Source organism: Rhizobium sp. LjRoot30, from assembly GCF_964253915.1.
Classification (GTDB): domain Bacteria; phylum Pseudomonadota; class Alphaproteobacteria; order Rhizobiales; family Rhizobiaceae; genus Metarhizobium.
Genome location: NZ_CAXUSG020000008.1, coordinates 1 through 21,320, shown reverse-complemented (window position 1 = coordinate 21,320; position 21,320 = coordinate 1). Strand labels below are relative to the sequence as shown.

At 55.3% G+C, this 21,320-nt stretch carries 14 protein-coding genes; 7 read left to right on the top strand and 7 right to left on the bottom strand.

Translation table 11 applies throughout. From position 1 onward, the window contains the following. Positions 1-229: 229 nt before the first annotated feature. The 6 genes from ACSQ3I_RS16690 to iolD form a co-directional block, all read right to left on the bottom strand. Entirely contained in the window at positions 230-3,811 is a 3,582-nt protein-coding gene (locus ACSQ3I_RS16690; RefSeq protein WP_436001164.1) for a class I SAM-dependent DNA methyltransferase, read from the bottom strand. A 351-nt stretch (positions 3,812-4,162) separates the two neighbouring features. After that, entirely contained in the window at positions 4,163-5,296 is a 1,134-nt protein-coding gene (locus tag ACSQ3I_RS16685; protein ID WP_436001162.1) for a Gfo/Idh/MocA family protein, read from the bottom strand. A 26-nt stretch (positions 5,297-5,322) separates the two neighbouring features. Beyond that, complete coding sequence (locus ACSQ3I_RS16680; RefSeq protein WP_436000747.1) at positions 5,323-6,381, bottom strand: sugar phosphate isomerase/epimerase family protein; 1,059 nt, start codon at positions 6,379-6,381, stop codon at positions 5,323-5,325. 1 nt (position 6,382) lies between these two features. Further along, complete coding sequence (locus ACSQ3I_RS16675) at positions 6,383-7,195, bottom strand: SDR family oxidoreductase (protein WP_436000745.1); 813 nt, start codon at positions 7,193-7,195, stop codon at positions 6,383-6,385. Then, positions 7,192-8,085, bottom strand: coding sequence for a myo-inosose-2 dehydratase (gene iolE / locus ACSQ3I_RS16670; protein ID WP_436000744.1), 894 nt, complete (start codon positions 8,083-8,085; stop codon positions 7,192-7,194). Before iolE ends, ACSQ3I_RS16675 begins: the two co-directional genes overlap by 4 nt. 1 nt (position 8,086) lies before the next feature. Continuing rightward, positions 8,087-9,958, bottom strand: a complete 1,872-nt coding sequence (gene iolD, locus ACSQ3I_RS16665; RefSeq protein ID WP_436000742.1) for a 3D-(3,5/4)-trihydroxycyclohexane-1,2-dione acylhydrolase (decyclizing) — start codon at positions 9,956-9,958, stop codon at positions 8,087-8,089. A gap of 103 nt (positions 9,959-10,061) precedes the next feature. Here iolD and iolG point away from each other — a divergent pair, with 103 nt between their 5' ends. The 7 genes from iolG to ACSQ3I_RS16630 all read left to right on the top strand — a co-directional run bounded on the left by iolG (position 10,062) and on the right by ACSQ3I_RS16630 (position 19,883). Further along, positions 10,062-11,072, top strand: coding sequence for an inositol 2-dehydrogenase (iolG, locus tag ACSQ3I_RS16660; RefSeq protein ID WP_436001160.1), 1,011 nt, complete (start codon positions 10,062-10,064; stop codon positions 11,070-11,072). 3 nt (positions 11,073-11,075) lie between these two features. Next, on the top strand, positions 11,076-12,506 hold the full coding sequence (locus ACSQ3I_RS16655; RefSeq protein ID WP_436000741.1) for an NAD-dependent succinate-semialdehyde dehydrogenase: 1,431 nt from the start codon (positions 11,076-11,078) through the stop codon (positions 12,504-12,506). A gap of 9 nt (positions 12,507-12,515) precedes the next feature. Next, complete coding sequence (locus ACSQ3I_RS16650; protein ID WP_436000739.1) at positions 12,516-13,328, top strand: HpcH/HpaI aldolase family protein; 813 nt, start codon at positions 12,516-12,518, stop codon at positions 13,326-13,328. Beyond that, positions 13,328-14,296 (top strand): hydroxyacid dehydrogenase, encoded by a 969-nt coding sequence (locus ACSQ3I_RS16645; RefSeq protein WP_436000737.1) that lies wholly within the window; start codon positions 13,328-13,330, stop codon positions 14,294-14,296. The genes ACSQ3I_RS16650 and ACSQ3I_RS16645 overlap by 1 nt, the downstream gene beginning before the upstream one ends. Then, positions 14,289-15,413 carry a Gfo/Idh/MocA family protein gene (locus tag ACSQ3I_RS16640; RefSeq protein ID WP_436000735.1) on the top strand — a complete coding sequence of 375 codons (1,125 nt, stop codon included), beginning with the start codon at positions 14,289-14,291 and terminating at the stop codon, positions 15,411-15,413. Before ACSQ3I_RS16645 ends, ACSQ3I_RS16640 begins: the two co-directional genes overlap by 8 nt. A gap of 102 nt (positions 15,414-15,515) precedes the next feature. Beyond that, positions 15,516-18,950, top strand: a complete 3,435-nt coding sequence (locus ACSQ3I_RS16635; protein WP_436000733.1) for a pyruvate carboxylase — start codon at positions 15,516-15,518, stop codon at positions 18,948-18,950. 48 nt (positions 18,951-18,998) lie between these two features. Then, complete coding sequence (locus ACSQ3I_RS16630; protein ID WP_436000731.1) at positions 18,999-19,883, top strand: MurR/RpiR family transcriptional regulator; 885 nt, start codon at positions 18,999-19,001, stop codon at positions 19,881-19,883. Between the two features lie 103 nt (positions 19,884-19,986). On the opposite strand, the gene ACSQ3I_RS16625 is transcribed toward ACSQ3I_RS16630, so the two are convergent. Next, a partial coding sequence (locus ACSQ3I_RS16625; protein ID WP_436000729.1) for a hypothetical protein occupies positions 19,987-21,320 on the bottom strand: 1,334 nt, incomplete at its 5' end.

Genomic DNA, 21,320 nt, shown 5'->3' with positions numbered 1-21,320 from the left:
TGATCGCGTCCACCAGGAAAAATGGTGCTCAAGTAATAGTCTCGAAGGACACGTGCTATCGCTCCGGCGTCGTCCAATCCATTTTCCAGCTCCGTGTATACGCTGTCCGTTCGTTTCGAATCTCGACATCGATTGGTGAATAGGTACGAGGGAATGTTGTCTTGCCTTATACGTCGCGAGCTACCGTCACAAAGTCTAGACGTGACGGCTTCTCACCAAAGGCAGTGAATTACCTTGGCAAGAAGTAGCGCATCTGGCCGTCCACTTCTCCGGACCTGGCCACACCGGTTGCGACCAATGTTTCCAAAACCTCGGCCACGCGGCCCCGGCGCTTTGAGGTGTTCCTCCCTTCGAAAACTGAAGTGAGCACGCCTGATGGCGTCGGTGATGATGCATTCGCCAGAAGGTCGCGCACCAACCTAATCTGTTCCAGACCATCGTCTGGCCATTTCGGGCGACTGATGCCATCCGGGATATCGACATCAAGTATTCCCACATGCGTCTCATCCAAGGCAGGGACTTTTCCGCGAAAGCGATTCGACTGATACTCTGCGCGGGTCCAGTGAACCACGCCTCGCTTCTCCCCCTCAGCCCTTTCATGATTTAACCGAATAAGTCGGCGAAGCATTTCTTCCTCAGCTTTTAAAAGCGTCGGGTTTTTCGCGTGCATCGCGGCGGTAGCGCCTGGCTTGCCGATGACATCAGGAATGAGGTCCTCCCAGCCGTAGGCGGTGAACGTTGCTCTGTCCATATCGTCATGAATTTCACTTAGTACGGAAATTAGTCCCGCCTGATGGATGTCTGTCTCCATCTCGGAGAATGGAGCTGATTTGAAGCCACCCTGAGCTTCGCGTAGCCGCTCAAGGGCGTTGTATAGACCGGTCATCGAAAGGAAGCTGTGTTGCTGAAGTCGCGCTTTCCTGAACGTGTCGAGCCTTTTTCCCAGCTCTCTCAGCCGCTCTTGCAGTCCGTACCTGGGATCAGTAGATGACGCCCTGGCGCTAATCGCCAGGGGGAATGGGAATTCATCGAAGCACCTACTGTTGTAGACCGGCGTATTAGCCTTTCCTGTCCGTCCCCCCATCTTCACGGAAAACAATTCATGCAAACGGGAGTTGAGGATCGCGAAGAGGGCAAAGTCGTTTGACGCGACCACCCTGAGCTTCTGATCAGGCAGAACTTCCTCATCCAACGCCGAGAAGTATCTGCGAGGCGAATTTTCCAAGGTGGCAAAGTAAACTTCGCTACCGGTCAGCGCTTCGCGAAGATCATTTCGGTTTGCCTCGTAACGCCACCACTCGCTCCTCAGGCGCGGATTTCGCTCCTCCGCTCTGTGAGGATAGACCGTCTCAAGCAAATATTGGTACGTCACCGGATATCCCGAGCGCAGATCATCCAAGCTCAGATGATTGACATCGAGGATACGCATAAACTCACGCCCTTGGCCTATCGTTGCACCGTTAGCAAACGGCCTGGTCGGGTGGTCAAGACGGGAACTGTCTCCGACTATAAATCCTCTGGCATACGGCTTCACTCCTGCGCTTCCGAGCCCAGCGTTTGCGAGGAGCGATTGGGGCTGCTCTTGGCTGATGGCCGGGTTTAAGTTTGGCGGGATGAAGCGAACTCGCTCGGTTCGTAGCAAACTGCTGTATTGATCTTCCTCATAACGGACGGAGGCTGTTTGATCAGCATCTGGCGTCCAGACAACACGACGTGGAGTATTTTCATCGCGTCCTGCAGAGGCCATGCATATCCGAACAGAGGCAGAGCCTGTGTCATCGGGCCATCTGTGGTCGGGCACGGCGAAATACAGGTGCTGACCACCGTCTTCCAAGGCCTTTGCGAACACCTTATTGTTCTGTTGCAGCCTTAATCGAGAAGTAGACACGAAACCGATTGAACGAGAACCACTTTTCAGAGCCTGATGCCAAAAGTACATGACGAAGTCGACATTCTTCGGGACTCGTGGATATGCACGGCCCAAAGCATCCACATAGCCGTCACCAAGCTCTGAACGAAGTTCTCTGCCCGAGATAAATGGAGGGTTCCCGACTATAAATTCAACTTCCGGCCATGAAGCTGCCTGTGGATTGACGTAGGTCGATATCGGAACTTGAGCATCGAGGTCTGGAACGGGTTCACCGGTGATAGGATGGAGTTTAGTCGTCACCCCATCCCAACGTGACAGCGCTTTCCCAGACCCGTCGAGGACCGCCTTTTCCATATCGTATGAGAGGATCGCGTCGTTGCGTCGAATTGTTCCATAGGCGTGAAGAACGGGTTCAGTAATGGACGATAAACCGGCCGTCTTGAGCTGCCACTTCAGATAGCCGATCCAAAGAACAAGGTCAGCAATCGGGACCGCGCGTGGGTTTAATTCCAGACCGTAGAACTGTCGCGGACTTACCGTTTCTCCGTCCATTGCTAAGCGACGTTGATCATCACCCAGATCATCAAGCGCCTCGAACACTTCGCCCTCAAGGCGCTTCATCAGTTCCAAACTGACGTAAAGAAAATTTCCAGTACCGCACGCTGGATCGAGGACCCGCGTGGTGCATAGCTTATGATGAAAGCCTTTTACAACCGCGATTGCTCCAGCACCGTTTCCCTTGTCGCGGAATTCCTTCACCTGGCCCTTAATCAAGTCCCAGTCGGCACGCAGCGGCTCGATGATTGTCGGCACCACCAGCCTCTCGACATACACGCGAGGCGTATAATGCGCCCCAAGTTTAGAACGCTCACGAGGATTGAGAGCACGTTCAAGGAGCGTGCCGAAAATGGCCGGTTCGACATTGGACCAGTTTTTCCCGGCAGCGACCCAAAGCTCATGGATGTCTTCCTGCTCCAACGGAAGAGCAGCCTGCTTCTTAAAGAGATAGCCGTTGAACTTTTTGAGGGTAGCGTTCAAATGAGGGGCGTATCCACCTGCATCCATCACAGCCCAAAGCGTTTCCAGCGCGGCGACGAAATTTTCCGGTGTTTCCCTCATCTGACCAAGAAGCGTGTAAAAGCCTTTTTCCGGGATAAGATTTACGTCCTCGGCGAACATGGTGAATAGACATCGCATCAGGAACTCGGCGACGTCTTTCGGGTCATGTCGGACTTCAAGCCGCTTCGCGATTCGTGCTAGTCGCTCCGCGATGTCTCGGGTCACCTCTGCCGATAGACGTGTCGGATCAAGAGCGGTTGGATTCGTCCAAATTGAGCGGAGACGCTGCTGTATATCTGGATCACGAAGGTCATCCATTCGAATTCTAAATGATTGGCGATCAGGAAAGTGGGCGTAATTCTTGCCCTGGCCCGAAAAGTCTGCGAACACCTCGATCACATTCCCTACATCTGCGACAATGAGGAACGGTGGATATCCATGGTCGACGGGCAAAGCCCTGGCATAATCCTCGGCTTGCTTACGAGCGGCGAGCATGACCTGATCCCATCCTCGCACTCTATGGGCGGCATGGATATCTCGCTTGGACTGAAAAGATGATGTTGCCTGCGTCCTCCCAGCAGATGCGTGTAACAACACTCTTTTTCGGGACTGCTTCGCTTCTAAGATGAAGCATCCGCGCTTGTAGCAATCGATGCGACCAGCAGTCCGGGTGCCATCCAGATGCTTAAAGTCGACACGTCGCTCGAACACGTAATCGTTCAGTTCGGTGCGCTCCTGGGCCATATCGGGCCGTGGTACGCCGAGAGCGTCGCAAAGACCGATAATGAAGAGCTGATAGTTTGCGAGTTCTGACCCGCCAGACCGAATGCCCGCTTCGATCAACTCCTCAATTTTGCTTATTTTCTCTCCATCACCATCCATCACGTGTCACACACCCAGCAGTATTGTTTGTGCTGACAATGCGCGAACGTGGTTAACAAAAAATGCCATATAAAGTTACGGCTTGTCCTCTCTCCGGACAGCAATCACTGATTTATGAAGAAGTTTCAATGGGTTATTATCGGTCGACAGGCAAAACCTTTTTAGAGCGCGGTGCAACCGATCTCATCCGTATCGGCGCTAGAAAAATCTCGCTGTTTTATGGCTTCCCGACAGCGATGCGTGGCAGGCCGGTAACGGGTCTTACGTCGCAGCCGCGATGAAAGCCGGTCAATCCGATAAAAGCGGTTGCTGTGACCCCGCGCAGGGCACCAGCAACCTTTCTTTCGTCAGTCAGACCGCTACCGGGGTAATCCACCGGGGCTCGACACTCTCAGAACTGTCAACGACAGCTTCCACGAAGGCGACGCCTTTCAGGCCATCATACGTCAATGGAATATTGCGGCCGATGGCGGAGGGATCACGCCCTTCACGACGTGCCCGGATCGCCTCAGCGAAGCCACAATAGAGATTAGCGAAGGCTTCCAGGTATCCTTCAGGATGGCCTGGAGGCGTGCGAGTACGAACCTTCGCATCTTCCGAAAGATCATCAGCCCCACGCTTGATCGTCTGCACTCGACCATCCAGGGGTGTGTAGATCAATTCATTGGGCTGTTCCTGGAACCACTGAAACGAACCCGTCGACCCGAATACGCGGAGCCTGACACCATTGGAGTTGCCGAGCGCGACCTGGGACGACCAGAGGAGCCCGCGCGCGCCACCCTCATATCGCATCATTACGTGAGCGTTGTCGTCGAGGGCGCGGCCAGCCACGAAGGTCGCCAAGTCGGCCGTTAGCTTTTCAAGCTTAAGGCCGGTAACGAACCCTGCAAGGTGATATGCGTGCGTACCAATGTCGCCGATTGAACCGCCGCGTCCATTCTTTTTGGGATCGGTTCGCCACGCTGCTTGTGCGTTGCCCTTCTGCTCGATGGCTGTTGCCATCCATTCTAGGGGATATTCTACCTGAACTGTCCGGATGTCGCCGATCTCCCCAGCAGCCACGCGTACCCGTGCTTCGTGAATCATCGGGTAACCTGAGTAAGTGTAGGTCACGCCGACAAACCGATCAGATTCCTTAGATAGCTTCTCTAAAGCGAGAGCATCTTCAAGAGTTGCCGTCAGCGGCTTTTCGCAGATCACATCGAAGCCAGCTTCGATCAGCGCCTTGGCAATTGGATAATGGGTGAAGTTCGGCGTGCAGATCGCAACCGCATCAACGCGATCTTCACGCGCGCTTTCACCAGCAATCAGGTCTTGATACGTGCCATAGCTGCGGGCGGGATCGAGCCCTTCATTGATGGCAAACTCGCGGCCTTTGTCGGGATCGACATCGAAAGCACCGGCGACCAATAGCCAGTTACCATCCAGGCGCGATGCCAGCCGATGAATGTTGCCGATGTAAGCGCCCTGGCCGCCACCGACCATGCCAAGGCGAAGTGGTTTCTTGCTCATTAGTCCTCCAGCCCGAGCATTGCCCGGTTGGCGCTTCGATTTGCGCCTGATTTTACAAAGTCGTCAAAAGCCCGATCCGATACACGGATGATGTGGTCTTCGATGAAGCGTGCGCCTTCTGCCGCCCCGTCCTCGGGATTCTTCACGAAGCATTCCCATTCGAGTACCGCCCAGCCGTCAAAGCCATAGGTCGTCAGTTTGGTGAAGATTGCACCGAAATCGACCTGGCCATCTCCCGGGCTCCGGAACCGACCTGCACGTTTTGACCACGGCTGGTACCCGCCATAAGAGCCAGACTTGCCATCGGGGCGGAACTCGGCGTCCTTCACATGGAAGGTTTTGATCCGCTCGTGGTAGTGATCGATGAAGGCCAGGTAGTCCATCCCCTGGAGAACCAAGTGCGAAGGGTCGTACATCAGGTTTGCGCGCGGATGCTCCTTGACCTTATCCAGGAACATTTCCCAGCTGTGGCCATCGTGAAGGTCTTCGCTCGGATGGATTTCGTAGCAAACGTCTACACCGTGCTCATCGAAGTCGTTGAGAATCGGCGTCCAACGGCGCGCCAGTTCGTCAAAACCTTCCTCGACGAGACCTCCAGGCCACTGCGGGTACGGATAGAGATACGGCCAAAGCAAAGCGCCCGGAAACGTCACATGACGGTCGATGCCAAATCGTTTCGATGCACGCGCTGCGAAGCGAAGCTGCTCTTCCGCCCAAGCGCGACGCGCTGACGGATTACCGCGAACATGCTCCGGAGCAAAACTATCCATAATCCGGTCGTGGGCGGGATGGACTGCTACCAACTGACCCGTGATATGCGATGCCAGTTCAGTGATCTCCAGCCCATATTCGGCCAGCATCCCTTTCAAATCATCGCAATAGGTCTGGCTTTCGGCAGCCTGTTTCATATCGATAAGGCGCGTGTCCCAGGTCGGTATCTGGACACCCTTGAAGCCTTTGCCTTTCGCCCACCGAGCAAGCGATGGAAGAGAATTGTAGGGCGCATCATCAGCTGCGAACTGCGCCAGGAATACGCCTGGTCCCTTGATAGTGCGCATTTTAAGCCTCTAACTTGTTTGCTGGAACGGGGGCGTCATCGTACCCCCCATAGACGGATTGATCGAATGGGATAACAGCGCCCGTCATCATGCCGCTGTCGTCGGACGCCATCCAAAGTACCGCTCGCGCGACTTCTTTCGGATCAAGAATTCGACCAAATGGCTTCGCCGCAGCTGCGCGGTCAATGAAATCAGGATCACCCGTCTCGGATAGGACGAGTTTGCGCTCGTGATCAGAATTCATCCAACCGATATCGAGCTGATTTACGTGAATGCGGTGGCGCATGAGCGAAAAGCCAGCGTGACGCGTCACCGTTGCAAGCGCACCCTTGGATGCGGAGTAAGGTGCCAGAAACGGCTGACCCGCGAGACCTGACATCGAACCGATGTTGACTACTCTGCCTTCGAGGCCTTCGCGGATCATTACCTTCGCAGCATCCTGGATCAGAAAGAACGGTGCCCGGGTGTTGACGGCGAACATCCGGTCGAATAGCTCCGGCGTCGTGTTGAGCATGTTTCCGCGATCCGTGAGCCCGGCTGCATTGACGAGAACATCAACTCGGCCAAACCGTTTGTCGGCAGCAGGAATGATTGCTTGAACATCTTTGATCTCGCCGAGGTCGGCGGCGATCAGCTCGACAGGTACACCGGTTTTTTCTGTGATGCGCTTTGCGACGGCCTGACCCTTTTCGACTCCCCGGCCTACGATGGCAACGCCAGCTGCGCCAGCTTCGGCAAAAAGCTCGGCGATGGCCGCGCCTAGACCTTGGGTGCCGCCCGTGACAACCGCGATCTTTCCTTCAATCTTGCTCATCTCATGACCTCATAACCTGCGGCGTCCATCACACGCAGAAGCTCTTTGTGTCCCTTGCGGGCCATTTCCAAAGGTGGATTTTCGACGGGGTCCTGCTCGGCCTCGACGACAAACCAACCCTCGTATCCCTTTGCAGCCAAGGCTTTGACGATTTCCTCGAAGTCGAGACTGCCGTCTCCGGGAACGGTGAAGGCTCCTTTGATAACGGCATCCAGGAAGCTCTCTGTCGTACGGTCAAGGCCATCAACGACGTCGCGGCGAATGTCCTTCGTATGTACATGCGTGATGCGCGAATGATGGTTTTCAACCACGCGCAAGACGTCTCCACCAGCGAACGCCATGTGGCCTGCATCAAACAGCAACGGAACCGATGAATGCTTCATCAGCAGGTCCAGCTCGCTCTCGGTTTCCACGGCTGCCGCCATGTGGTGGTGATACGAGATCGGCATTCCCTGTTTAGCGCACCAATCAGCGAAATCAGACACGTTGCGGCCATATGATGCCATCTCAGCCTCAGATAGCTTTGGTTTGGTGGCAAGCGGCGCAGTTCTAACACCCTGAATGGAACGAGCAGTTTCGCCATAAACGATGCATGGAGCCTGCGCGGCGATGAAGAATTCCATCTGCTGAGCGATGCGATCCTTCTCGACCTCGATATCGCCATCAAGCAGGAGGCCGGAGAACCAGCCTCCCGATACCGAAATGCCATATCGGGCAAGGATTGGTCCAAGCTCCGTCATATCCATAGGAAAGCGGCGGCCTGTTTCCATTCCTGTGAAGCCAGCCTCGGACGCCTGCCTCAGGCATTCTTCCAAGCTGACATCATCAGACAATTCAGCCAGATCGTCGTTCCACCAAGCGATGGGGGCAATCCCAAGTCTCGCCTTCATCTCAAATACCTACTCGCTGCGCTTCACGGATTTTTTCCTGGGAAGCACGAGCCGCCCGAACACTCTCAAATGTGGAGATTGTCGGGACGCCGACATCCCAGTCAGCGTCACCTGGCACCCACTTCCATGCGTCCGAAACGATGGAGATAAGGGTTACGCCGTCGTTGCCCTGCGCCCATTTCATGGCATCTTCGAGATCAGCCAGGCTTTCGACCTTCCGAGCGTGGGCACCCATCGCCTCCGCATGCTTGACGAAATCGACATGCAACGGATTCTCACGGTTCTGAATTCTGCAGTCCGCAAGAAGATTGTTGAAACCTGGGACGCCCTTTGCCTGCTGAAGGCGGTTGATGACTGCATATCCGCCATTATCGCAGACCACGACGATCATTCTGTGGCCAGTGAGTGCTGCCGAATAGATGTCAGAGTTCATCATCATATAGGTGCCATCACCCAGCATGACGATGGGCGTGCCACCTGCGGAGCCGGGCCCCTCCTGTGCCATGGAGCACCCCCAACCAGCTGCGATCTCGTACCCCATGCAGGAGAAGCCGAATTCGCAGTCAAAGGTATTGGGATTCTTGACGCGCCAACCCTTTGTCACTTCACCAGGGGTACCGCCAGCTGCGGCAATGAGCGTATCTTCAGGACGTGCGACCTTGTTCAAGATACCAACGACCTGGGCATAGGAAGGCACAGGTGCGTTCGTCGGCATCTGATGTTCGTCGAGGAGCTTGTTCCATTCTGCGAACAGAGATTTCGCACGCGACATCAGACCAGCTTCCGCCTTGTATGAACCTAGCGCCGCGTTAAGCTCGATGATTGACTCAAGCGCGTCGCCAACCACTGAAAGAGCGCGATGCTTGATGGCATCAAATCGTGCGGCATTGATGGAGATGAACTGCGCATCCTGGGCGAAAGCCGTCCAAGAGCCGGTCGTAAAATCCTGTAGTCGCGTTCCGATGGCGAGGATAACGTCGGCGTCCTTCGCCAATGCATTCGCGGAAGTGGAACCGACAATGCCGATAGGGCCAGCGTGAACCGGATGCTCATGTGTGAGAGCGCCTTTACCGGCAATCGTTTCAACAACCGGAATGCCGCGCTTAGCGGCGAATTCAGCGAGCTTTTCTTCCGCGAGAGAATAACGCACCCCACCCCCTGAGATAATCAGCGGGCGCTTCGCTTCCGATAGAACCTTTGCGGCTTCAGCAATAGCGTCGCGGTCAGGACGAGGGCGTGGGATTTTCCAGACCTTGGGCTCGAAAAATACTTCGGGGTAATCGAAAGCGATCTCTTGGGAATCCTGTGCGAGCCCGATGAATGCAGGGCCGCAATCAGCTGGGTCAAGCATCGTCGCGACAGCCTGGGGAAGCGACTGGAGCAATTGCTCGGGAAGAACGATACGGTCCCAGTAACGAACCACGGACTTGAACGCGTCGTTCGCCGTGATCGTTGGGTCGCCAAAGTGTTCGACCTGCTGCAGTACCGGGTCAGGTAGACGGGACGCGAAGGTATCACCCGCGATCAGCAATACCGGCAGGCGATTTGCCATTGCCACACCCGCCGCTGTGACCATGTTCAGAGCACCGGGCCCAATCGAGGTTGCCGCGACCATCAGCTGGCGACGGCGCTTCGCCTTTGCGAAGCCGATTGCAGCCAGAGCCATGGACTGCTCATTCTGGCCGCGCCAAGTCGGCAGCTGGTCCTGAACAGTCTCCAAAGCCTCAGATAGGCAGGTCACATTGCCGTGGCCGAAGATGGCGAAGACGCCTGCGAAGAGCGGGATTCGCTCCCCTTCGACGTCAGTAAACTGGTTGCACAAATAGCGTACGAGCGCCTGAGCCATGGTCAAGCGTAGGGTCTTAGCGGACATCTCGCCTCCTCCTGCGGATGGGAATTTCGGTTTGTGTTGGAATACATATTGACAAATGGAACACTTTGCAATGATTATTGCGAAAATATCTCGGGAGGAATTTCTGATGCCAAAAATCGCCGTTCTCGGTGTGGGCCGCATTGGCCGTATGCACGCTGAAAACATTGCTGCACATCCCCGTGCAACGCTCGCAGGAGTGTTCGATGTGCATGAACCATCAGCAAAAGATGTATCGCAGAAACTGGGTGTCAAACAGTTTGGTTCGGTAGAAGACGTTTTCTCTTCATCCGACGTTGATGCCGTCTTGATCGCCACGTCGACGCCAACGCATGCCGACCTCCTGGAAAAGGCGGTTGCAGCCGGAAAGCCGGTACTTTGCGAAAAGCCAATCGATCTGTCACTGGAGCGCGTAAATGCATGCGCCGCGAAGATTAGCGGCACCAAGGTTCCGATCATGCTCGGTTTTGTCCGTCGCTTCGACAGTGGTCACAGTGCAGTGCGCAAGGCCATCGAGGCTGGTAAAATCGGAGACCTGCATCAGGTCGTGATAACGTCACGCGATCCCGGCATGGCTCCTGCTGCCTATATCGAAGTTTCCGGCGGTATCTTCCGGGACATGACGATCCACGATTTCGATATGGCGCGCTTCATTCTTGGCGAGGAAGTTGTTGAGGTTACCGCGACGGGATCGCGCTTGGTCGATGCAGACCTCATGAACAAATGCGATGACTACGACACGGTATCGGTGATCCTGAAGACCGCGTCCGGAAAGCAGTGCATCATCAACAACTCTCGTCGCGCGGTCTACGGGTACGACCAGCGAGTTGAGGCACTCGGAAGTGCTGGAATGGCCATCTCCGAGAACCGTCCCATCAATCACCTCCGCCTCTATTCAGAAACGTCCACTGACCAGGCTGCACCGTTGCTCAATTTCTTCATTGACCGGTACGCCGACGCTTTCGCGGCCGAAATCAGTGCATTCGTCGATGCAGTCGAAACTGGCACACCCCCTTCAGTCGGCTTCGAGGATGGCCGCCAAGCACTCATTCTTGCCGAGGCCGCAATCCGCTCCGTTGCCGAAGGCCGCTCGATCAACACGAACGAAATCAGGTAAGCCATGTACGCGAAATTTGGACTTTTTATAAACGGTAGCTGGGTTCCCGGTACCGTAACGGGAGAGGTTGTCTCTCCGGTCACCGAAAAGGCCTTGGGAACCGTTCCCCTCGCCACCGCCGCAGAGACCCGCTCGGCCATTGATGCAGCAGCGAACGCCCTCCCAAAGTTGCGGGAGTTGGGTGGTTTCGGTCGGGCCGACGCCCTTCATCGTGCCGCCGATGAAATGCTTCGTCGCGCTGAAGACGCTGCTCAAATGATCTCGACTGAAACGGGCAAGCCGCTTGCTCAAGCGGGGCGTGAATGGACCCTCGCATGCGATCAGTTTCGCTGGTTTGCGGAAGAAGCTCGCCGGATTTACGGCCGCATTGTCGATAGCCGCGTACCGGGTGGTCGTTTCGAGGTTACGCGCGAAGCCGTCGGGATAGTGGGCGCATTTACGGCTTGGAATTTCCCCGCAGCTTTGCCTGCTCGGAAACTCGCACCGGCATTGGCTGCGGGCTGCTCGGTAGTTCTTCGTCCGTCATCACAAACCCCTGGCGTTGCGATGGTCATGGTCGATTGCTTGCGAGCCGCAGGACTTCCGGACGGCGCGGTCAATCTCGTCGTCGGCAGCACCGAGAACACCTATTCACCCATTATGGCGGATACCCGCGTTCGCAAGGTGTCATTGACGGGATCGACACGTGTTGGTCAGCAGATGATCCGGGATGCTGCCGCTACCGTGAAGAAGGTATCGATGGAGTTGGGTGGCAACGCCCCTCTCATCATCTACGACGATGCCGATCTAAAGAACGCTCTCGACCTTACGGTACCGACCAAGTTCGCAAATTGCGGCCAGGTGTGCGTTACCCCAGATCGTATTTTCGTTCACGACAGCCTTCACGATCAGTTCGTCGAGGGCTTTGTCGAGCGGGCGTCCAAGATCAAACTCGGGGACGGCCTTGAGTCGGACACCGGCATGGGTCCACTTATCAATGCCGCGCGGCTTAAGGAGATCGAGGGCATTGTTGCTGATGCCGTGCGTGCGGGCGCAACCGTTGCCCACGGAGGCAAGCGGCCACAGCAGCTGAACCACGGGTATTTCTTCGAACCGACCGTGCTGACTGGCGTCACCGACGACATGAAGGTCTTTGCCGAAGAGAATTTCGGTCCTATCGCCGCGATCACCAGCTTCAGATCAGAAGAGGAAGTTCTCGCCCGAGCCAATGCATCCGATATGGGCTTGTCGGCATACGCCTTCACTCGCTCGCCTGATCGCGCACGTCGCACGGTTGCGACTTTGAAGTCTGGGATGGTCGGCATCAATTCCTTTGCACTTGCAGCTTCCGAAGCTCCCTTCGGCGGCACGAACCACTCCGGCATGGGTCGAGAAGGTGGCATCGAAGGCATCGACGATTACCTCGATACCAAGCTCGCACAGCTCGTTTTCTGAGGTGACACAATGAAGAAGAACAAGCTGAAGCAGATATGGTCGGAAGGCCGCCCAGTCCTGCATGGATGGCTCTCAATCGCCAGCCCATTTGTGGCAGAAATCATGGCAGCGCAGGACTACGATGCAATCTCCATCGACATCCAGCACGGGGCTGTCGATTATAAGGATGTGTTGGCGATGTTCCAGGCAATGCGTGCCTCGGACAAAGTCCTGATGGCACGTGTTCCCTGGCTCGATCCTTCCTGGATTTCCAAGGTCCTCGACGCCGGGGCATATGGGATCATCTGCCCGATGATCAACACCCGCGCTCAGGCCGAGCAGTTCGTTCGGTACATGCGATATCCTCCGCTTGGAGAACGCAGCTTCGGACCGACTCGCGCTGTTTATGCGGCAGGTGCCAATTACCCCGCCGAAGCGAATGATGAGATATTGGCTTTTGCAATGATCGAAACAGCAGAAGCCATGGAGAACCTTGAGGAGATCGCTTCCACTCCGGGCCTCAATGGCATCTATGTTGGCCCCGCTGACCTCAGCTTCTCTCTGTCGAAGGGCAAATTGATGCCCGCTTTCGACCGCGAAGAACCGGAGGTCATCGAAGCTATCAAGCGCATCAAGGACACTTGCCACCGCAACGGTATCAAGGCCGCTCTTCATTGCGGAACAGCGGAGTATGCCGCACGCGCCATCGAGTGGGGTTTCGACATGACAACCGTGTCAGGCGATTCTCGCCTTATCGCGGCGGCGGCCGCTGAGTCTGTCGGCACATGGCGAAAGCTTACACAGAAAGCCACAACCGAAGCCCCCAAAGCGGGAGGCTACTGATGCACAAACTTCTCATCGCAGGTAAACTTCACCCTTCTGGTGAGGCCATGTTGAAGGCGTTGCCCGCCAGCGGCTTCAACGTCAAGTACATTGAAGAGGTGTCCGAGTCGTCCTACGCACCGTTCATTGATTATGCAGACGCGCTCGTCATTCGCACGCAGCCACTGTCGGCGGCGACAATAGCTAGAGCTAAGCAGCTTAAAGTCGTGTCGCGGCATGGGGTCGGTTACGATTCGGTCGACCTTGCTGAGCTTAATCGGCGCAATATCGCGCTCACGATTGTTGGTGACGTGAATTCAGTCTCAGTCGCAGAACACGCGATGATGCAACTTCTCGCCGGAGCCAAGCGAGCCATTCTGGCAGATCGGGCAGTTCGTGATCCCGCTCAATGGGGCTGGCGCAACAAGCTCGAACAGCAGGAAATTTCCGGCAAGAACCTTCTTATCCTAGGTTACGGGCGAATTGGACGACATCTGGCCAGGATGGCCTCGGGTTTCGAGATGAACATCCGTGCTTACGATCCATACCTTCTGAAGACGGGCTGGCCAGAGGGCCCTGTAACTCCAACATCACTGGAGGAAGGCCTGCCTTGGGCAGACTATGTTTCGGTTCACATTCCGAAGGCATCCACACCGGCCATCGGCGCTGCCGAGATCGCTATGATGAAACGCGGTGTCGTGATTTCCAACACGGCTCGCGGCGGAGTGATCTGCGAGCAGGCACTCCATGATGCGTTGCTTAGTGGTCACGTCGGAGCCGTCGGCTTGGACGTCTTTGACGAAGAACCGCCTGCCATCGACGCTCCACTTCTCAGCCATCCGAACGCGGTTCTGTCCCCCCACATTGCCGGTCTTACCGCAGAATGCGGAGAGCGAATGGCAATCGCGTCCATCCAAAACGCCGTGAATTATTTGAACGGCAGCGTCGATCCTACCCTCGTTGTAAATCCGGAATTTGCCTATGCGTAACAAACCCGTTCTCCGTGTCGGACTCATTGGAACTGGATTCATGGGCAAAGCCCATGTCTTCGGGTTCGCGTCCGCGCAGAAGGTTTTCGATCTGCCGTTCGACATTGAGCTGCACACGGTTGCCGACGTTACAGATGAGGCCGCCAATAAAGCTGCCAACGAATTCGGGTTTGCCAACTCAACCACAGACTGGCGCAGCCTGATTTCCAATCCAGATATCGATGTCGTCGACATCACTGCTCCGAATGCACTTCACAAGGAAATGGCTTTGGCCGCCATTGCGGCAAGGAAGCACGTCTATTGTGAAAAGCCCTTGGCACCGTTGGCATCCGACGCCCGTGAAATGTCAGAAGCTGCCGCAGCAAAAGGCGTCAAGACCCAGGTGGGCTTCAACTATCTCTGCAACCCGATGATCCGATTGGCAAGGAAGATGATCGCCGACGGTGAGCTGGGCCAGGTCCGGGGCTATCGTGGCCTTCACGCTGAAGACTACATGGTCGACGCGTCGGGTGCATTCACGTTCAGACACGCTCCTGAGGGCGGCGGCGCTCTGGCAGACATCGGTTCGCATGCCCTTGCCACCGCCGAGTTTCTTCTCGGACCGATTACCGATGTCATGGGAGATTGCATCACCATGATTGGCGAGCGACCGGACGGAAAAGGTGGCACGCGGCGCGTTGAGGTTGACGATGTCGGTCGTGCCTTCCTGCGGTTTGCCAATGGTGCACAAGGCTCGATTGAGGGCAACTGGATTGCCACAGGCAGGAAGATGCAGCACGATTTCGAGGTCTACGGCACGAAGGGCTCGCTGCATTTCAGCCAGGAGCGCTTCAACGAGCTTCACTTCTATACCAATGACGATCCCGTCGGTCGCCGTGGTTTCCGGAAGATCGAAGCGTCGCCGGATCACGAACCCTATGGGCGGTTCTGTGTTGCCCCCGGTCATCAGCTTGGTTTCAACGATCTGAAAGCCATCGAGATTGCCGGATACATCCAGGCGATTGCCGGTGAAATTGAAGAGCCGTTTGGCTTTGCCGCCGGTTTGCGCATTCAGCATTTAGTTGAGACCATCCAACAATCCTCATCGTCACGCCAATGGATAAGCGTGGCGAACTGATCGAATAGCCGTCGTCTCTTCCCCCGACGGTTTATGGGGTTCAAACCCCTTCTCAAGGACGTCCGGTCTCCACCCGGACGTCCCTTTTCCCCCGAGGGTCCCATGTTCAAGAAAATCCTGATCGCCAATCGTGGCGAAATCGCAATTCGAGTCATGCGCGCAGCCAACGAGCTGGGGAAAAAGACTGTTGCGGTATACGCGCAAGAAGACAAGCTCAGCCTCCACCGGTTTAAGGCCGATGAGGCGTACTGCATTGGCGAAGGTCTCTCACCGGTTGGAGCTTACCTGAGCATCCCGGAGATCATCCGTGTTGCAAGACAGTCGGGGGCGGATGCAATTCACCCAGGTTATGGGCTTCTTTCTGAAAATCCGGATTTCGTCGAAGCCTGTGTTGAGGCAGGCATCGCTTTCATCGGACCTCTAGCGGAGACCATGCGTGCATTGGGCGACAAAGCGTCGGCCAGAAGAGTCGCTCAATCCGCTGGAGTACCGGTAATTCCGGCTACCGACGTTCTGGACAACGATTTTGACGCCATACGGAAACAGGCATCTGCTGTCGGCTACCCCCTGATGCTGAAGGCAAGTTGGGGAGGAGGCGGTCGTGGTATGCGGCCGATCCTGGCGGAAGAGGAACTGGAGGCAAAAGTCCGGGAAGGTCGCCGCGAAGCCGAGGCGGCATTCGGGAATGGCGAAGGCTATCTCGAAAAGATGATCCTGAGAGCACGTCACGTTGAAGTTCAGCTTCTCGGGGACAAGCATGGCGGTCTCTTCCACCTTTATGAACGTGACTGTACCGTTCAAAGGCGAAATCAGAAGGTCGTGGAACGTGCCCCGGCTCCATACCTTACTGCGGCACAACGGGAAGAGGTATGTGCTCTTGCGTTGAAAATCGGAAACTCCGTCGGTTATCAGAACGCGGGGACCGTAGAGTTCTTGATGGATATGGACTCTCAAGAGTTCTACTTCATCGAGGTCAATCCTCGGGTTCAGGTTGAGCACACCGTTACCGAGCAAGTGACAGGCATCGACATAGTTCAAGCCCAGATTAGGATCGCAGAAGGTGCGACCTTGGCGGAGGCAACGGGCGCAGACAACCAGGAAGCAGTCAAACTGAGCGGACACGCCGTTCAATGTCGAGTTACCACCGAAGACCCTCAAAACAACTTTATTCCTGATTACGGTCGTATCGCTGCTTATAGAACCGCCACCGGCATGGGCATTCGATTGGATGGCGGTACCGCATATGTGGGAAGTGTCGTAACCCGTCACTACGACTCCCTCCTGGTTAAGGTCACCGCTCTCGCACAGACACCGGATCAGGCTATCCGCCGAATGGACCGAGCGCTCCGTGAGTTTCGCATCAGAGGGGTGAATACGAATATCGAGTTTGTCGTGAACTTGCTCAAGCATCCGACCTTCCAGGACATGAGCTACACGACCAAGTTCATTGATACGACGCCCGACTTGTTTTCATTCAGTAAGCGCGCGGACCGTGGCACTAAGCTCCTCCGGTATATTGCCGATATTACCGTGAACGGGCATCCCGAAACTGCCGGACGCGCCAAACCGCCCGCAGAAGCCAAGCCACCACGTGTTCCGGTGTTAAAGCCGGATTGGAAGCCCGGCACGCGCCAACTTCTTGAAGAGCGCGGAGCATCTGCGGTCGCCGAATGGATGAAATCGCAGAGCAAGCTGCTGATCACCGACACGACAATGCGAGACGGTCACCAATCGTTGCTTGCGACCAGAATGCGCACAGATGACATGGTCAAGATCGCGCCAGCCTACGCGGCGGGTCTGGGCGACCTCTTCTCGGTTGAATGCTGGGGTGGCGCAACATTCGACGTGGCGTACCGCTTCCTTCAAGAGTGCCCATGGCAGCGCCTTCATGCGATCCGCGAGCGACTGCCCAACGTCCTGACACAGATGTTGCTGCGCGCCTCGAATGGCGTTGGCTACACCAACTATCCCGACAATGTGGTGCGGTTCTTCGTAGATAGAGCCGCCAAGTCGGGTGTGGACGTATTCCGTGTGTTTGACAGCCTGAACTGGGTCGAGAACATGCGTGTCGCTATGGACGCTGTAATTGAGACCGGAAAAATCTGTGAAGGCACCATTTGCTACACCGGCGATATTCTCAATCCTCAGCGTGCCAAGTACGACCTACGGTACTACGTAAACATGGCGAAGGAGCTTGAAGCTGCCGGTGCCCATATTCTTGGCCTGAAGGATATGGCCGGACTGCTGAAGCCAGCAGCTGCCCGTGTCCTGGTGAAAGCTCTGAAGGAAGAAACAGGTCTCCCAATTCACTTCCACACCCACGACACCAGCGGGATTGCAGCAGCATCTATCCTGGCTGCGGCTGATGCAGGTGTAGACGCTGTTGACGCTGCCATGGATGCATTTTCCGGAGGCACCTCGCAGCCCTGCATGGGTTCGATTGTCGAGGCTTTAGCTCGTTCCGACAGGGATACGGGCCTTGAGCCGGAAACCATCAGATCGATCTCCAATTACTGGGAACGTGTCCGCCACCAATATGCAGCATTTGAAAGTGGCTTGGAGGCACCTGCCTCCGAGGTCTACCTTCACGAAATGCCAGGCGGCCAGTTCACGAATCTGCAGGCCCAGGCAAGAAGCCTCGGCCTCGAAGAGCGTTGGCACGAGGTGGCTCACGCGTACGCTGATGCGAACCAGATATTCGGCGATATCGTAAAAGTGACGCCTTCGTCGAAGGTCGTCGGCGATATGGCGTTGATGATGGTCGCGCAAAACATCTCGAAGGAAGCCGTCGTCGATCCGGCGCGTGACGTCGCTTTTCCTGACTCCGTGGTCGATATGCTCTCAGGCAATCTCGGCCAACCACCAGGAGGCTGGCCCTCGGACATTGCCAAAAAGGTTTTGAAAGGAAAGCTCCCGTCCACAGACCGCCCCGGCAAACACCTGCCCTCGGTCGACCTGGAAGCGGTCCGCGCAAAGCTGGTCACTGAACTGGACGGATTCGAAGTTTCTGACGAGGATTTGGCTGCGTATCTCATGTATCCCAAGGTATTCCTCGATTACATGGGACGCCGCCGCCAATACGGCCCGGTGCATGCACTGCCGACATCGGTGTTCTTCTACGGAATGAAGGAAGGTAATGATTCATCCGTCGAGCTTGCGCCCGGCAAGACGCTGGAAATTCGCTATCTGACCAAGGGCGAGCCTAACGACGATGGGGATGTAAAAGTCTATTTCGAGATCAATGGTCAGCCTCGTTCAACAACGGTTCCTGACAGAGCGCAGAAGTCGACGAAGACTGCTCGTCCCAAAGCTGATCAATCAGTCGCTGGCCAGATCGGAGCGCCGATGCCGGGGGTAATAGCCTCGATATCTGTTATGGTTGGCCAGAAAGTGACGGTTGGAGACAGTCTCCTTTCCATTGAGGCAATGAAGATGGAGACCGCCTTGAGCGCAGACCGTGCTGGCGTCGTTAAAGCTGTCCATGTGACCGCTGGCGCTTCGGTTGAAGCGAACGATCTTCTGGTGGAAATAGAATAGCTATGCCACCCCCTTGGAATTTCGCAACGTTTATTGCAGAGTATTGCCATGAAGCAATTACCGCCCCCTGTTGAGCCGCCCAAGGACTACGAAGAACTCATTCGTCTGATCCATGAACGTCATGATCAGATGAGCAAGACCTATCAAAAGATTTCGGTCTACCTGACCCAAAATCCAAACGAGGTCGCTGTCCAATCGGTCAACACAATCGCTGAACGCTGCGAAATGCACGCATCCAGCTTTGTACGTTTTGCCCAAGCGCTCGGATACAAGGGTTTCAAGGAGCTACAGCTCCTGTTTCAAAAGAGGTTGGCGACAGCAGCGCCCGGGTTTGAGGCGCGTGTCAAAGCTCTCGATACTGAGTTGCAAAATCGTGAGGACCGCTCGGAATATGGCTTTCTGCACGATCTGGTCGTTCGCGATATCGCGTCTCTTCAGGATGTCTTGGAGCGCACGAGTGCCGAAGACCTGGCAGTTGCAGCCGATACGATTGATGCAGCGGACACCATTTATTTAGTCGGCCAGCTGCGTTCAGCGCCGGTTGTCGAATTGCTTCGCTACATCTTGACGATGCTGGGTAAGCGCTGCGTCCTTCTCGATCCAGGCGGTGGGCTTGCGACCCACATGGCGCGAACAATGAGAACGACAGACGCCTTAATTGCAGTGTCATTCCGCTTCTACGCCAACGAGGTCGTGAACATCGTGGAAGAAGCACAGAAAATCGGCGTTCCAGTGGTCGCTATCTCGGACAGCACCCTCTCACCGCTCGCAAAATCAGCCAAGGTGCTCTTCGCCGTACCAGAGCACGATTACACCTTCTCGCGGTCCTTGGCGGCCCCGATGTGTCTTGCCCAGGCTTTGACGGTCGCAGTCGCTGCGCGAGTTCAGAAGGACTCGACGACACCAAGAATTCCGACCGTGACAGGTCTTTAAACTGCGTCCCCCGTAAAACGCGAGCAAGCTATACTAGACGAATCTTGCCTGATCAGGGAATGCCTAAAGAATTCAGGTCATAAAACTCGCCTCAATCGCACCTTTAGGAGAGTATCCATTTTTCGTAAATGGACTTCGAACTGGTCGGCACGCTGCTTGGCTGCAATGAATTGACAATTTCCTTGAATTTGTTCCTGCAACGAGCATGAGAAGTTATTCTACCTGCCAGAACGGTAGTTGATGATACAAGCTCAAACATCATTTGTATTTCTCGCGGCGAGAAGCCCTTTATCATCTGCATGTAGTAGATGTCAGCACTATTAGCAGTACCATATGGATTTCCGACGGAGCACGTAATGACAGTTTCCACAAACTCGCGGCGTACCGTCTCCGGTATCTGATGTCCTTCGGAAAGTTTTGAAAGACGTTCGGCGAAAGGCCCTTCGTTGTAGAAGTTGTTAATACCTTGGTGGATCGAAATAAGGTTCTTGCAAGCCTTCGAGATCAGGGCGTGGCGCTCGGTTTCAGAGAGAAGGCCGATAATTTTAAGGTGCTCGAAAAATGCTTGTGAGGCCTTGAAGCGATCCTGTTCCCCTTTTGCCTGATATCTCTGGTGCTGGTTGATTAGTAGTGAAATGGAGCTGGGCGAGAAGGATGACGCAAAGTGGCTACAAACGCTAATAGCCGTGACCCTCGAATGCTCTTCCTTTGATGGATCACAATAGATGCCATGGAGCATACCAAATATTGCATCGCGCTGGGCATTGAAGGTCTGCGTAATGCGGTGACACCATATTTGCATCTGCTCCGGTGAAAAACCTGACGCATTGAGAGCTTTCATAAATTCTTTGATATCGACGCCAGCCGTATTCTGCTCATCGCTTAGAGCATGTCGGCTGCATCGATTCAGAAAGCTAATGAACTCGTATTCATCAATGTTGCCGATTACTGGATGGGCTGCCGAGAAATTGTTTCGGATGTCTCGGCATTGATCGAGCATAAAGTAGCCCGTTTCGGATATGAGGTTGAGTTTCAAACATAAGGTCAGCAGCTCTGCATCCTGCATATCCAGCAATTTCTTCTCATCGAAGTCCTTGTCGATTATCTGCGGAATGATGTGGATGCCGAAGCGACGAACTTTATCACGCAGCTCAAGGATCGCTGCGTTCCACGCGTAGTTTATCGCGGAATCGAATAGGCCAGTAGCAACTGCAACACACATCCGCATGATGCCTTCCGTACGTAGGTTCGGCGGAATATTGCTCAGCAGCTGCGGGAGGTTCTGCCACGCATTCTGAATCTGGTTGTCAGATGCCAGAACCGAGCGATCTATACCTGAACTGCCCCCACTTTCGACCGGACACTCAGCATAAGCAGGAAGGCTCAAGCACAGGCTTGAGGATAGGCTTATGTCTAACGAGTTTCGACAGGTTGATC

Excerpts from the sequence above, each read along its gene's own strand:
- ACSQ3I_RS16690 (WP_436001164.1), bottom strand. The coding sequence starts at position 3,811 with ATGGATGGTGATGGAGAGAAAATAAGCAAAATTGAGGAGTTGATCGAA.
- ACSQ3I_RS16685 (WP_436001162.1), bottom strand. The coding sequence starts at position 5,296 with ATGGTCGGTGGCGGCCAGGGCGCTTACATCGGCAACATTCATCGGCTG.
- ACSQ3I_RS16645 (WP_436000737.1), top strand. The coding sequence starts at position 13,328 with ATGCACAAACTTCTCATCGCAGGTAAACTTCACCCTTCTGGTGAGGCC.
- ACSQ3I_RS16680 (WP_436000747.1), bottom strand. The coding sequence starts at position 6,381 with ATGCGCACTATCAAGGGACCAGGCGTATTCCTGGCGCAGTTCGCAGCT.
- ACSQ3I_RS16655 (WP_436000741.1), top strand. The coding sequence starts at position 11,076 with ATGTACGCGAAATTTGGACTTTTTATAAACGGTAGCTGGGTTCCCGGT.
- ACSQ3I_RS16630 (WP_436000731.1), top strand. The coding sequence starts at position 18,999 with ATGAAGCAATTACCGCCCCCTGTTGAGCCGCCCAAGGACTACGAAGAA.
- iolD (WP_436000742.1), bottom strand. The coding sequence starts at position 9,958 with ATGTCCGCTAAGACCCTACGCTTGACCATGGCTCAGGCGCTCGTACGC.
- ACSQ3I_RS16640 (WP_436000735.1), top strand. The coding sequence starts at position 14,289 with ATGCGTAACAAACCCGTTCTCCGTGTCGGACTCATTGGAACTGGATTC.
- ACSQ3I_RS16650 (WP_436000739.1), top strand. The coding sequence starts at position 12,516 with ATGAAGAAGAACAAGCTGAAGCAGATATGGTCGGAAGGCCGCCCAGTC.
- ACSQ3I_RS16635 (WP_436000733.1), top strand. The coding sequence starts at position 15,516 with ATGTTCAAGAAAATCCTGATCGCCAATCGTGGCGAAATCGCAATTCGA.
- ACSQ3I_RS16675 (WP_436000745.1), bottom strand. The coding sequence starts at position 7,195 with ATGAGCAAGATTGAAGGAAAGATCGCGGTTGTCACGGGCGGCACCCAA.
- iolE (WP_436000744.1), bottom strand. The coding sequence starts at position 8,085 with ATGAAGGCGAGACTTGGGATTGCCCCCATCGCTTGGTGGAACGACGAT.